Raw genomic sequence first — 13,470 nt, forward strand, 5'->3', positions numbered from 1 at the left:
GGAGGTGGCATGGAAGGCGACTTCGTCGGCTCGGGCTGGTCCTTCCCTGTCGGGGTGAGCGCGAGCGGAGGCATCGCTGTCGCGCGGGGCGAGGCGAAAGTCGAGCAGGCGATGACGATCGTCCTGTCGACCTACCCCGGGGAACGCCCGTTCCGCCCGGAGTTCGGCTGCCGGCTGCGTGACTACGTCTTCGCCGGCGCGAGCCCGGACGTCCTCGGTGCGATCGCGCGCGAGGTCCGGCTGGCGTTGCGCCGGTGGGAACCGCGCGCCACCGTCAGCGAGGTCGTGGTCGAGCCGAGCCCGGACGACGAATCGCTGCTGCTGATCGACATCGGGTATTCCCTGCGCGGGGACAACGATCCCCGTAACCTGGTGTTCCCGTTCTATTCCATTCCGGAGTGAGAGGAGCGACTGCCATGCCGTTGCCCGCGCCGTCGCTCGACGACAGGATGTTCCAGGAGCTGGTGGACGAGGCCAAGAGGTTCGTCATGCGCCGGTGTCCGGAGTGGACTGACCACAACATTTCCGACCCGGGTGTCACCTTGATCGAGACGTTCGCGTTCATGGTCGAGCAACTGTCCTACCGGCTCAACCGGGTTCCCGATCGGCTCTATGTCAAGTTCCTGGAACTGCTCGGACTGAAACTGCTTCCGCCGACACCGGCGCGTGCCCAGGTGACCTTCTGGCTGACCACCCGCGCGAATGGCCCGATGGTCGTCCGGGCGGGCACCAAGGCCTCGACGGTGCGGACCGACCGGGAAGGAAGCGTGGTTTTCTCCACGCTGCGCGACCTGACCGTCGTCCCGACGGCGCTGGTCGCGGCGGTGAGCCGGTACGCTGTGGACGAGAAGGCGGCCGATCACACCGAGAAGGTCGAGCTCGGCTTGGAATTCCCGGTCTTCGGGGACCGGCCCGCGGTGGGCGACAAATTTCTGATCGGCCTGCGCGATCCCGCACCGAGCTGCGTGGTGCGGATCGACTACGTCGGGGAGACCCGCGGGATCGGGGTGAACCCGAAGCACCCGCCGCTGGCCTGGGAGGCGTGGGACGGCTCGGAGTGGGTTGCCTGCCCGGTGACGACCGATGAGACCGGGGGGTTGAACAAGCCCGGCCAGCTTGTCGTGCACCTCCCCGAAGGTCACGAGGCGAGTGTTGTCGAGGGACGGCGCGCGGGGTGGCTGCGGGTCCGGGTGACCGACCCGCTACCAGGGCAAACCGGGTACAGCGAGTCTCCGGTTGTCCGCAAGCTGAGCGTGTCGACCGTGGGCGGGACGGCCTTGGCCATCAACGCCGAAATCATCGAATCCGAGGTGCTCGGGGAAGCTGAGGGGGTGCCGGGACAACGGCTGAGCGTGCGCCGCAAGCCGGTGCTGGGGGGCGTCGAGCCCGTGAAGCTCGACGTGAGCACAGCGGACGGCTGGCAGGAATGGACCCAGGTCGAGCACTTCGCCGCGAGCGGTCCGGATGATCGGCACTTCATCCTCGATGCCGTCGGGGGTGAGGTCGAGCTGGGGCCGGTCATCCGGCTTCCGGACGGCGGCGTTCGCCAATGCGGTGCGGTGCCGCCGCGAGGCGCGACGATCCGGGTCCGGCGTTACCTGTGCGGCGGTGGTGCCGCGGGGAACGTGGCCGCCGGAATGATCGCGACCATGAAGTCGTCGATCCCGTTCGTGGCGGCGGTGGAGAACCTCCATCCCGCGCAGGGGGGAACGGATGGCGAGACCCTCGACGAAGCGAAGGCTCGCGGACCGATCATGCTGCGGACCCGGAGCCGTGCGGTGACCGCCGAGGACTACGAGGCGATCGCGACGGAGGCCGCTCCCGAGGTGAAACGCATCCACTGCCTCACGGCCGGTGAGGGCGATGTCGAACAGGGAGCGGTGAAGGTCCTGGTGGTTCCGGCGGTGACGGCCGATCACGGGCGTATCAATTTCGAAGATCTGGTGCCGGCGCCGGAAACCCTGGAGCGGATTTCCGCCGCGCTGGAAGAGGTTCGCCTGGTCGGTACCAAGGTGATCGTGGAACCGCCGAAATACCGGGGCGTCACCGTGGTGGCTCGTCTGGTGGCCCGCCCGCGGGTCAATGTGGAAGCCGTCACCGAACAGGCGGAGAACGCGCTCTACGAGTTCCTGAACCCGATCACCGGTGGGGAAGACGGACGCGGCTGGCCCTTCGGCCGGAAGATCCTGCGCGCCGAGATTTTCGGCGTTCTGCAGCGGGTCCGGGGCGTCGACGTGGTCGAGGACGTGCGGATGTTCGGGGCCAATCCGGTGACCCGGCGCCGGGGTGAAGAGACCGGCAAGCTCCTGGTGGGCAAGGGCGGGCTGGTGTTCTCCTTCGAACATCAGGTCCGGGTGGAGGAGTCCTGAGATGCGTGCTGCCATCCCGGGGGTCCAGTCCCCGTACCCGCTGATGACGCTTCTCCCCGCGGTGCTGCGTGAGGACCAGTTCCTGGAACGCTGGACCGCCGGCCTCGACGAGGTGCTGGTGCCCATCATCAGCACCATCGACTGCCTGCCGGCATATTTCGATCCGCGCTTGGCCCCCGACGACTTCGTCCGGTGGCTTGCCGGCTGGTTCGGCGTGGTGTTGGACGAGAGCTGGCCGGTCTCGAGCCAGCGTTCGGTGATCGCCGAAGCCGTGGAACTGTATCGGATGCGTGGCACCGTGACCGGACTGCGCCGGCATCTGGACGTGGTCGTGGACGGGCGGATCGAAATCGAGGAGAGCGGTGGCACGGCCTGGTCTCAGCGCCCGACGCCCCCGGCCGCCGATGACCTCCGGCGATGGGTGACGGTGCGAGTTACGCCGAACGACCCGGCCACGTTTTCCCGGGACGCCGTCGAAGCCGTCGTCCGTGCGGCCAAGCCGGTTGATGTCGTGCACAGGTTGGTGGTGATGGCGAAGTGATCGTCTGCCGGAGTTGCGGGTACAACAACGGTGATGCCGACGCGTTCTGCGGCGACTGCGGGAAGTTCCTCGAGTGGGCGGGCGAGAGGGTCGCTACCGAGGTGCCGCCGGAGGTCATCCAGGAAATCCAGGAGGCGGAGCCCGAAGAACAGTCTCGGGGCTGGTGGCAACGGACCCAGGACGCGGCGCGGATGTACCTTCCGGGGCACGCCGGCGGAGCGAGTGTCGACGTCTCGGCGAAGCCAGGGGGCGCGGGTCCCGGCGGTGCCATGGCCGCGCCAGGATCGAAGCCGCCGGGACCGCCTGGACTGCCCAGGCCGCCTGGGGCACCGAAGCCACCTGCCCCACCGGGTCCGCCGCCACCGCCGCCGCCGTCTGCCGGAATGAAGATGCCGCTGCCACCTCCGCCTCCTCCGCCTGGCGGAGCGCTGAAGCCGCCTCCGCCGGCGGGGGTGAAGGTGCCGCCACCGCCTCCGCCTGGCGGCGCGGTGAAGCCGCCATCGCCGGCGGGGGTGAAGGTGCCGCCACCGCCTCCTCCGCTTGGGGGAGCGGTGAAGCCGCCTCCGCTGGCGGGGGTGAAGGTGCCGCCGCCTCCTCCGCCTGGCGGCGCGGTGAAGCCGCCACCGCTGGCTGGGGTGACGATGCCGCCGCCTCCTACGTCAGAGGAAGCAGTGAAGCCGCCGCCTCCTCCGCCTCCGCCGGCGGGGGTGAAGGTGCCGCCGCCACCCCTGCCAGGGGAAGGGGTGGCGGCAGTGTCAACGCCGCCGCCGCCGGCCGCGGGCGTGGGGAAGCTGCCTCCGCCGCCGGGGCAAGCGGTGAAGCCACCGCCGCCTCCGCCGATTCGGCCTGGCGATCTTCAGCCACCGTCCGTGTCGCCGGCGGCCGTGCCGTCGGCTGATGCGGTGCCGGTGCCGCACGCCGGTCGACCGGAAGCCGACGAGCGCCGGGACCTCGCGGCCACCCTGATCGAACCGGTCGAGGGGCATGCGACGTCGAGCGCGGAGGAGCTGCCGGAGGTCGCCCCTCAGCCGGTCCAGCGCCAGGTACGGACGATTCACAAGACCAAGCCCACCAGGCGACTGGCCCCTGGCGACTTGATCTGCGGCATCTGCGGTGAGGGGAACGTCCCGACGCGGAAGTTCTGCAGCCGGTGTGGCGAGTCGCTGGACCATGCCGAAGAGGTCGACCCGACGTGGTTGCAGCGAGTTGTGCGGTTCTTCCGGAACCGGCGGAAGCACCCAGCTGGAACGCGACCGGGGCAAAAGGGGACCGCGAGGCACCGGAAATGGCGGATGTCGGTCGGGGTTCGCCGGCTTCGCACGGCGATGGGAATCATCGTGATTTTGCTGACTTTGGTGTACCTGGCGTTTCCGCCGGTGCGGAGGTCGGTGAATTCCGCCGTTCAGGAGATATTCCAGGAAGTGCGTCCTTCGCTGAAGCCGGTGCGGCCGACCAGCATTACGGCCAACGACCCTTCGTTCACGACACCGCAGCACCCGATCGAGAACATCACCGACCAGTTCTCGAACACCTATTGGGTGTCGCCCACGACGCAGAGCAAGCTCCCGTCGTTCACGGTCACCTTCGGCGGCGACTACATCATCAGTGATCTCATCCTGCACTCGGGTGCCAGTGACGACTACGTCAATCACGGACGCCCGCAGATTCTGAAACTGACGTTCTCGGACAGTCAAACGGTGTTGCTCAACCCGACGGACACTCCCGACGGTCAAACGCTGAAGACGAACAAGGCGGACTTGGTGCGTTCGGTTGTGATAGAAGTGGAAGACATCTATTTGCCGCAGAACCATACGCAGGACGTGGCGATATCCGAGATCGAGTTCTTCGCGCTGGAGTGAGCCTGCCGAGGCAGGAGCCCCGGTCAGGTCGAGATGAGGTCCATGTACTGCTGGCGGGCGCGAAGCGCGGCAGCTTCGTTGCCAGTGCGTGTGTGTGCCTCGGCCAGCAGACGCCACAAGCCGTAGTGGTATTGGTCGATGCGCAGGCCGAGCAGGCAGGTTTCGATGGCCAGGTTCGGGTTGATGGTCTGTTGCAGTCGGGCGAGTGCGGCGGCGGCATTCGCCGCCTCGGTGCGCAATCGCTCACGCTCGGGCAGGACCCATTCCGCCTGACCGGACTCGACCAGCAACTCTCCGCGGTACGCCGTCAAAGCCTGGTCCAGCAAGGTGCTTTGTTCCGCGACGGCCATCGTGTTTTGTCGGGAGCGCCACGAGCGCAGGCAGGTTTCGAACGTCAGGAGATCGACCTTGCTGCTCGGCGGGAGCTTGAGAAGGTAGGAACGGCCATCTCGGACCAGAATGCTGGGGGTGTGCTCCAGATAGGGGTCGATCGCACGCCGGATGCTGGAGACCGCGACGTGGAGGCGGTGCTTCGCCTCGCGGAAGGTCACATTCGGCCAGAGGACGTTGGTGATCTCCTCTTGGTGGAGGGGTTTGCCGACGTGGATCGACAGCAGCCACAGCAGCGTTCGCGGCTGTTGCCGGAGTTTGCCGAGGTCGCGGACCTGACCGGCGACGAGGAGTTCGTACTTGCCGAAGCAACGGAGTTCGACGACATCCACGGGCGCCACACTCGGTGAGTGCTGGGCAGTGGTTGTGCCGCGCGAGTCGGAGCTCTCGTCGTCGATGTGCATCACCGTGATGAGTTCACCGGTCAGCACCGGTGCCTTCGACGTCTGGACATCGGCGATGTGTTGCTGGATGTGGACGAGTTCGGAGAGCGCGCCGGGGTCGTTGTGGGCCGTGAGCTGCGCGGTGAGAAGCAGACGCAGCCAGGTTTCCAGGGTGACCGTGCTGAGCCGGTGGGCCTGATCGATGGTTTCCCGCAGGATGCGGTCGACGTCGGCACCCGTGCGGTAGGCGGCCATGCAGATCGCGACGCCGGCGAGCAAGCTGCCCCACTCGTCACCGAGTTGCTGGCACTCGGCGCGGATGGCGATCGCGTCATCGAGGTAGCGGATGTCCGCGAGGGCCGTCGCGGCGTGCGCGAGACGGGCGAGCCAGAGCCACCCCGCGGCCTCCGCCTCGACGGCCAACCTGGCGAGGTCGGCTGTGGACGCGGCAGGCTCGACGCTGGTTGAGTCGATGACCGCGACGGTGATCCGGCTGGCGATGGAGACGAAGGGGTCCTGGTTGGCGCAGAGGGGACGGAGCAGGCTGTGCGCGTGGGCGACCCGGCCGTCGAGGGCGGCCGCGATCCCTTGGACGAGTGGCCAGTACGGGTCGCCGACGGCCGTCGTGTCCGCGTGCGCCTGAGCTGGGCGTTTTCCAATGGCGAGGCGGAGGTAACGAGACTGGTTGTCGGCCTTGTGATCGGCCGACTCCAGGCCCTCCGTATCGGCCGGCGCGACCCAGCGGGTCAGCGAGACGCGCTCGACAGTCGTCCGCCACCGCGCCGGTGAATCCGTGAACCGGGCTTCAGCCTCGCGGTAGGCGTCGCACGCGTCGCGGAATTGGCCGTTGCCGCGCAGCCGCCGCGCGTCGGCGAGGTGGACCCATGGGTCTTCGGTGAACCACGCCACCGGTAGGAGGGCGGAGTCGTGGAGAGCAGGCCAGGTTCGCCTCGAGGCGTACAGAGTTTCGGCCGCCGAGACCCAAGCCTCGGCGTGAGCGAATGCCCGGAATGCCTCAGCCCAGTGGCCTCGCGTGACGAGTTCGGTTCCGGCTCGCCGATGAAGGTGCCTGACATCGTCGGGCAGGAACTGTGCTGTGAGGAGCTGCTCACAGTAGTGCTGTAACAGCGAATGGTAGCGAAACCGTGTTCCGGACCCGTCGCACGGGAAAATCAGCCGGTGGTTGTCGCGGAACTGCCGCAGAGTCGCCGCTCCGTGATCGGTGCCGAGCACCGCGTCGCACAGCTGCCCATCCAGCAAACCTGTGCAACTGGAGCGGATGAGGAATTTCTGCTGGGGTGGCGAGAGGTCGTCGATGAATTTCTCGTGAACATACTGCTGGAGACGGGGGGAGCCATTCCACGTGGTGTGCGCCGCCGCTTCGCGTGCGATCTCGTCCAGCTGCTGGGTGTCCGCGTCGAACATGCGCAAGGCGACGGCCCAGCCCTCGGTGCGTTCGCAGAGGCGCTCGGCGGCCTCCGGAGTCAGCCTGCGCCCCGAAGGCCGGGCGAGCAGCTCGGCGGTTTCGGCAGGGGTGAACCGTAGTTCGTCGTAGCCGAGCCGTGTGACCGCGATGTTACGGCTGGCAACCAGTTCCTGGATTTTTTCGGTGCGGGACGCCAGCACGACGACCAGGTTCGGTGTTGCTGAGGTGACGAGGCTCAGGAGGTCGTCCTCCGACGCGAGCTGGTCGGCGTCGTCGATGAACAGCGCGAACCGCTTTGATGCCGCTGAGGCGACCGTGGCCAGTACGGCATCCACCGACGGCGGGGTTGGTTCGCCCTGGTGCGTTTGCCACTGCTCGGCCATCGCCGCAGGCAAGGCGCATGGCGGATCGGCTGTGGAGGCGGAAAACCGTGCCGGCACCACGCCGACGTCCAGGGTTCCGGCCAGTTGCCCCAGCAGCGTCGTCTTCCCGCTGCCCGGGGGTGCGATGATGGCGCCGATCCGGGTGGTGCCGGCCAGATCCATACTGCGAAGCAGACGCTCACGGGGCAGGGCGGGGGCCTGTTGTGGGGGTATGAAGCCGATCGGGGCGTTGGCCGGCTTCTCGTGACTGCCCTTCTGTGCACCACTGTGTGGCGATATCGTGACCATGTCGACGTCTCCGCTCTAATCGGGTGCTGGTCGTCGAGTGACGATCAGGCAGCCCGCCCCCTATGAATAGGTTGACCAGTCGCGAGAGTTGCCGGCACCGACGCACGGACCGTCAGTCAGGCGGGGACAACTTGGGCCACAAGGTTAGCCCGTTTGTGCTAGTAACGCCATTTGCGGGCGATGTTGCGGCGAGATCAGGTGGGGAATTACAAGCGTGTTTCGTCCGCTGAACGTAGCTCGGCGCGCACAGCGAGTGCCCGTCTGGGCATCCGATCGTGTCCGGGACACGGACTGACTGAGCATGGAGGCATGAGTTCCCACTCGGCAGACTGGGGCCATGGCCGTGAGCGTGGTGGTGTCCGCGACGGCGACGTCGGCAAGCCCGGGTCGCGACACCCACTGTCGCGTTCGCGTGCGGAACACCGGTCCGGTGGTCGACCAGTTCGGGATCGTGGTGATCGGTGAGCCGGCCGGGTGGACGCGGGTGGAGCCATCGTCGGTCAACCTGCTGCCGGACACCGAACAGCTGGTCGATCTCGTTTTCACCCCGCCGCGTTCACCCGAGGTGCCGGCTGGAGAGGTCCCTTTCGCGGTCCAGGTGATTTCCCGGGAAGACCCGGAGGGGTCGGTCGTCGAAGAGGGCACGGTGACGGTCGAGCCGTTCACGTCGCTCGTCACCGAACTGGTGCCGCGGTCGTCACGTGGGCGGCGGGCCGGGGAACACACCGCTGTCGTCGACAACCTGGGCAACCAACCGCTCTGGCTGAACGTCCTCGCCGCTGATCCCGACGACAAACTCGACATCCGGATCACCCCGGACGCAGTCATCGCGGAACCGGGGACCGCGACCTTCGTCAAACTGAAGGTCCGGCCCAAGAAAACATTCTTGAAGGGTAATGACCAAACGCTGGCCTTTCAGGCGACAGTTTTACCGGAGGGCGAGGACCCCATCCCGCTCAACGGCATCATGGTCCAGCGCCAGTTGCTGCCCCGCGGTTTGCTGCTGGCTCTCGCGATGCTGGTCGGCCTCCTGCTCGCCGCGGTCGTCATGCTCAACACGGTGCTGGCCAGCACGCCGATCTCGACCGCGCGCTCAGCCCTGCCGAGTACCCCGTCGTCGGCGCCGCCCGTGAGCTTGCTGACGAGTAGCTCCGCGCCGTCCAGCGTGCCGTCGTCCGGAGTGCCCGGAAGCGATGGGCAGAGCGTGCCGAATTCCAGCGGTGGGGTTCCGGGCTCATCCGGAGCGCAACCGACCAGCGGAGGGCAAGGCGGCACGACGGTGACGCGCACGATCCGGGTCCTGACCAGCGCCAGGCCGACCTCGGGTGGAGACCCGCAGTTGTTCTCGTACCCGGTCCCGTCCGGGACCACGCTGACCGCGGCCACCGTGCGCCTGCAGAATCCGGCACGGGACACCGGGACGATCGTGATCCGGCGAAATGGTGAACTGCTGCTTTCGCTCGCCTTGGAGAGCTTCAGCGATCGAACCGTCCAGCCGAACTGGGTCTTCTCCGGGGGGCAGGACCTGGTGGTCGCTGTCACCTGCCGCAATACCCAGGTGGCCTGCACACCGTCGGTGACCGTCGTCGGCCCGGTCACCAGCTCGGGCTGACCCCATGAGGAGCGTGTGATGACATTTCCCGCCGCCAAGCTAGGCGACCGGGTCGTGGCCGTGGACACCCACATCATCCTGGTCCCGAGCCCGGCCGGGCCGACGCCTGTTCCCACCCCGTTGCCGTTCGACGGCGCGATCAGCGTGGACTGCAGTCCTGACGTTCTCGTCAACGGGCGACCGGCGGCGGTGGTCGGGAGCGTGGCGATCAACGAGCCGCCCCACCTGCCACCGGATGGAACCTTCTCCGAGCCACCCACCAACGAAGCGTCGATCGTCACGGGAAGTCCCACGGTCTTCATCAACGGCGTGCCCGCGGCGCGGGCGGGTGACGTCGCGGAAACCTGCAACGACCCGGTCCCGCTGCCCATCGGCAAGGTGATCGCGGTCGGAACCGTCTTGTTCGGCTGACCCACCGCGACCCGACCTCCGGCAACGGCCATTCCATCACCCGGGTGAGGGAATTAGGCCAATCGGCCCCTAGTCAATGACGGTGCGTACTTGCCCAGCTGGACGGGGTCGAGTTCACCTGCCGAGCACTCTTTGCTTACCTGCCAACCGCTCAACGCGGTGTCTCGTGTTGAGCGGTTGCTGAGCGGCCCTCTGATACTCCGAGTAAATGATCACTCAGAGTTGCGGAGGGTGGTATGCGGGAACGAATCTCAGCTCAAGTCGTAGGTTTGGATCCGATTTCTGAACTCGGGGTGAAGGCCCAGCTCAGGTCCCGGCCCGAGTTGCGACTGGTCGAGCCGGCCGAGCAGAACGTGTCGCCGGTCGTGCTGCTCGTGGCGGACACGGCCGGGGAAGCCGCACTGCAGCTGATCCGGGAGCTGCGCGCGCAGCGGTCTCGCCAGGTCGTGCTCGTGGTTACCGTCATCGACGACACGGCCCTGCTCAACGCGATCGAGGTCGGCGTCTCCGGTGTCGTGCTGAGGCAGGACGCCACGCCCGAACGGCTCGTCGGCGCGGTCACGCAGGCGGCGGAGAACAACGGTGTGTTGTCTCCGCAACTGCTTGGCCGGCTGCTCGACCAGGTGTCCAGGTTGCAGCGGCAAGTGCTGGAGCCGCGCGGACTGCAGTTGTCCGGAATGTCCGATCGGGAGATTGATGTCTTGCGGCTCATCTCGGAGGGGCTGGAGATCAAGGAAATCGCGGACAAGCTCGCTTACTCCGAGCGAACGATCAAGAACGCCCTGCACGCGGTGATCGCCCGGTTCCAGCTCCGTAACCGCGCGCACGCCGTGGCGTTCGCGATGCGGGAAGGGCTGATCTGACGCGCCGGCATGCCGGCAAGGCGGCCCGAGTGTCGTGGCCCGAACGGGCACGTCGCCGGGTGGGCAGAACTGCCCGTCGGCGAGCTGCGCCGGGTAAGCGAGTCGCGAAATCGGCACTACCAGCTGGCTTGGTCCTCATGGGAGTGAGTAGCTGATGGAAGGCGTTCTCGTGATGATTTCCGAGAGCGTGGGCGGAAGCGGGCGAGGTGGCCCGCGGTGAAGAATCTTCGGTCAGTGCTCACGGCAGTGGTGCTCGATCGGTGGTTGGCGGGTTGGCAGGTGGCTGCGTTCGACACTCTGGTCGCGAGCCGGCGGCCCCTCGACGCTGTCAGGAGATCGAAATGGTCGAGGTCGGCCTTTGGGGCGCTGCGGACGAACTACTCGGAAGCTGCCCAAAATTTGCTGCGATCCCAGAGGATCGTCGCCAAAAACTTGTGGATGAAGTTCTCTGGGAAATTTCCTGGCCGGACCAGGTCGGGAGCGGTGGAGATGTGGCGTCCTGGGTCCAGGACCGGCGGAGCTTCATCATGGACGCACCACTGTGTGCTGGACTCGGGTCCCACCTCGGCTACGACGTCTTCATCAAGCGATTCGTCGCCAACCTCAAGGGACTGGGCTTCCGGTATACGCAGAGAAGCGTCGGTCCGGAGAGGCTGCTCAACGGCGAGTACAGCGGTGACTGCAGCGCCGTTTCGCGTGCCGCCGCGATGGTGTGCAATGTGTTCTACGAGCAAAAGCCGGCGAGTGTCCAGAGCAGGCCGACGGGCATCTTCGTCGTGGGTGGCGGGGAAGCGGTCGACGGGCAGTTCGGCAATGTCGACGGGGCGCATTGGGTCTTCGAGAACCGCCACTGGGTCAAGCTCGGCAGCCGGCTGGTCGATGTGCTGTTGTGTGGAACGGATCTCGACACGGGCAGCTGGATCGAGCGGGACACGGCATTCGACCCGGACAGCGATGGCCGGTTCAAAGAGTACGAACAGTGTCAAAAATTCGGCGAGTTGTACGTTTACCGGCGAAGTTATCAGGGTGACAGCAGCGGGCGATACACCCTCGACCGCAGGGCGGCGCTGGTCAAGGACCTGGCGCGACTCCAACTCGACCTCGAGCAGGATTTCAAGGAGCGCCTTCGCGAACGCTGCCGGCTCCTGTAGTCCTGGTCTGTCCTGTTGTGCCGTGCTGGGAGGGGGAATGAGTGGACGATGTCGACACCGTACTCTGCGTGCGGATACTCTGCCCTGGTTGGCGAAGCCCGCCAAAACCTTGGCTGCGGAATTGCTGTTGCTGCTCGTGTCGGTCCTGGCGGCCATGTGATCAGTCGAAAGACGCCGCAGAGGTGCTGGAGGAATCATGAACAACCCTCAGTCGAGCTTGTTCGGGGATGCCTTGGGGCGCGTATTCGGAGACCTGTCGAGCGGGGATCTTCGCGCGACGCAGCAAAACGCAGGCGGGTTCTATAATCAGAATGTGACACCCATCTCTCTACCGTCTCTGCGGGAGATTCAAGCACAGGGGCAATCGGGCACGCAGGCGATGCGCTTTCCTGAAAGGCGTGATATGACCATTTTCAGGATGTACGTGCTCTCGCCGGCTTACTGGAGAAGGAGTTGGGTGGACTTTCGGCTGATCATGGCAAGAGAATTCGCGAAGCTATTCTTCAGGACCGGCGCAGATGCGGCGCTCGTCGATCAGGCGGAGAGCTGATCGCCGCAGGACGACCTGGAAGCCGCTTCCGTGAAAGGTCGGTGAGCGGCAGGCGCCCCGGCTGTCCTGGTTCCCCGGGGCGCCGCCGCTGATCAGCTACAACATCGCTGTAGACAATGAACGCTCACCGAGACGTCAGTCCGACTTCGGTCAGCTGTGCGGACAGGGCCCACAGCCGCCCGGCTTCTTCGGGGTCGACCGCATACGGCCGCACACCGGGCGCGTCGTCCTCGACGATCGGAGCGATGTCGCAGTCCTGCAGGTAGACGCCGCCGGCATCGGCCAGTTTCGGGGAAGTGGCTGCCCAGACCTGGGTAGCGGCACCCTGTGCGGGGGTCTTGAAGCTCGAGGCGGTGTTGCCTTGGTCGTCGACCCAGCCGACGGCCCTCATCTCTTCCTGCGACATGTGTCGCTGGAGCGAGGTCATGATGCCGCCGGGGTGGACGGCGAACGCGCGCACATTGTGCTCACGGCCGAGAGTGTCGAGATGGACCGCGAACAACGCGTTCGCCGTCTTGGCTTGCCCGTAGGCGAGGATCTTGTCGTATCCGGCCTTGAACATGACGTCGTCCCAGCGCATCGCGGAGTAGCGATGCCCGAATGAGCTGAGCGAGACCACGCGAGCGCCTCGGCCGCTGGTAAGCGCCGGCCAGAGCCGGTTCGTGAGCGTGTAGTGGCCCAGGTGGTTGGTGGCGAACTGCGCTTCCCAGCCGGGGCCGACGCGGGTTTCGGGCAGGAGCATCACGCCGGCATTGTTGATGAGCATGTCGAGTTCCCGGCCGCTCGCCAGGAACTCGTCCGCGAAGGCATGCACGCTCGCCTGGTCAGCCAGGTCCAGCGGGCGAATTTCGACCCGATCGGCTTGCGCGAAGGCCTGGGCGGCCGTTTCCGGCCGGCGGACCGCGGCGATGACGGTCGCGCCGGCGTCGCCGAGCGCGTGGGCTGTTGCCAAGCCCAACCCGGAGCTCGCGCCGGTGACGACGGCGAGCTTTCCGGTGAGGTCGACATCGGCCAGGACGTCGGTCGTGGTGGTGTCGGCTCCGTAGCCGGAGCCGATGGGCTGCTGCGCGGTCATGCCTGCCTGCCTTGTGTCGTTGATGAGGTCGGTCTGCGGTGGTGGTGTCACTCTTCGTCACGCGGTGTGAGCATGGGTGCGGGGGTCAGAGGGGTGTTTCGGGGCCGCGCTACGCGGCAGGACCGCTCGCCGGTGTCCTGCAAGGTTGCGGGAACCGTCACGGGTCATT

11 protein-coding genes are annotated in these 13,470 nt (G+C 66.7%); 9 read left to right on the top strand and 2 right to left on the bottom strand.

Annotated features, from left to right (window positions below):
* Nucleotides 1–9: 9 nt before the first annotated feature.
* The 4 genes from G3I65_RS22740 (at nt 10) to G3I65_RS22755 (ending at nt 4,769) form a co-directional block, all read left to right on the top strand.
* Entirely contained in the window at nt 10–402 is a 393-nt protein-coding gene (locus tag G3I65_RS22740) for a GPW/gp25 family protein (protein WP_160697896.1), read from the top strand.
* Between the two features lie 14 nt (nt 403–416).
* A complete protein-coding gene (locus G3I65_RS22745) occupies nt 417–2,369 on the top strand; it encodes a putative baseplate assembly protein (protein ID WP_160697897.1) in 1,953 nt (650 codons plus the stop codon).
* Between the two features lies 1 nt (nt 2,370).
* Complete coding sequence (locus G3I65_RS22750) at nt 2,371–2,910, top strand: phage tail protein I (RefSeq protein ID WP_160697898.1); 540 nt, start codon at nt 2,371–2,373, stop codon at nt 2,908–2,910.
* Between the two features lie 869 nt (nt 2,911–3,779).
* A complete protein-coding gene (locus tag G3I65_RS22755) occupies nt 3,780–4,769 on the top strand; it encodes a discoidin domain-containing protein (protein WP_160697899.1) in 990 nt (329 codons plus the stop codon).
* Between the two features lie 23 nt (nt 4,770–4,792).
* On the opposite strand, the gene G3I65_RS22760 is transcribed toward G3I65_RS22755, so the two are convergent.
* Complete coding sequence (locus tag G3I65_RS22760; RefSeq protein WP_160697900.1) at nt 4,793–7,513, bottom strand: AAA family ATPase; 2,721 nt, start codon at nt 7,511–7,513, stop codon at nt 4,793–4,795.
* Nucleotides 7,514–7,976: 463 nt separating this feature from the next.
* On the opposite strand from G3I65_RS22760, the gene G3I65_RS22765 reads away from it, so the two are divergent.
* The 5 genes from G3I65_RS22765 to G3I65_RS22785 all read left to right on the top strand — a co-directional run bounded on the left by G3I65_RS22765 (nt 7,977) and on the right by G3I65_RS22785 (nt 12,226).
* Entirely contained in the window at nt 7,977–9,251 is a 1,275-nt protein-coding gene (locus G3I65_RS22765) for a hypothetical protein (RefSeq protein ID WP_160697901.1), read from the top strand.
* Nucleotides 9,252–9,269: 18 nt separating this feature from the next.
* On the top strand, nt 9,270–9,662 hold the full coding sequence (locus G3I65_RS22770; protein ID WP_160697902.1) for a PAAR domain-containing protein: 393 nt from the start codon (nt 9,270–9,272) through the stop codon (nt 9,660–9,662).
* 236 nt (nt 9,663–9,898) lie between these two features.
* Complete coding sequence (locus G3I65_RS22775) at nt 9,899–10,525, top strand: response regulator transcription factor (protein ID WP_160697903.1); 627 nt, start codon at nt 9,899–9,901, stop codon at nt 10,523–10,525.
* 341 nt (nt 10,526–10,866) lie between these two features.
* On the top strand, nt 10,867–11,676 hold the full coding sequence (locus tag G3I65_RS22780) for a hypothetical protein (RefSeq protein WP_160697904.1): 810 nt from the start codon (nt 10,867–10,869) through the stop codon (nt 11,674–11,676).
* Between the two features lie 196 nt (nt 11,677–11,872).
* Nucleotides 11,873–12,226 (top strand): hypothetical protein, encoded by a 354-nt coding sequence (locus tag G3I65_RS22785; RefSeq protein WP_160697905.1) that lies wholly within the window; start codon nt 11,873–11,875, stop codon nt 12,224–12,226.
* Between the two features lie 124 nt (nt 12,227–12,350).
* On the opposite strand, the gene G3I65_RS22790 is transcribed toward G3I65_RS22785, so the two are convergent.
* Entirely contained in the window at nt 12,351–13,301 is a 951-nt protein-coding gene (locus G3I65_RS22790) for an SDR family NAD(P)-dependent oxidoreductase (RefSeq protein ID WP_160697906.1), read from the bottom strand.
* Nucleotides 13,302–13,470: the final 169 nt, after the last annotated feature.

It is taken from the genome of Amycolatopsis sp. SID8362 (genome assembly GCF_010550475.1).
GTDB lineage: Bacteria > Actinomycetota > Actinomycetes > Mycobacteriales > Pseudonocardiaceae > Amycolatopsis > Amycolatopsis eburnea.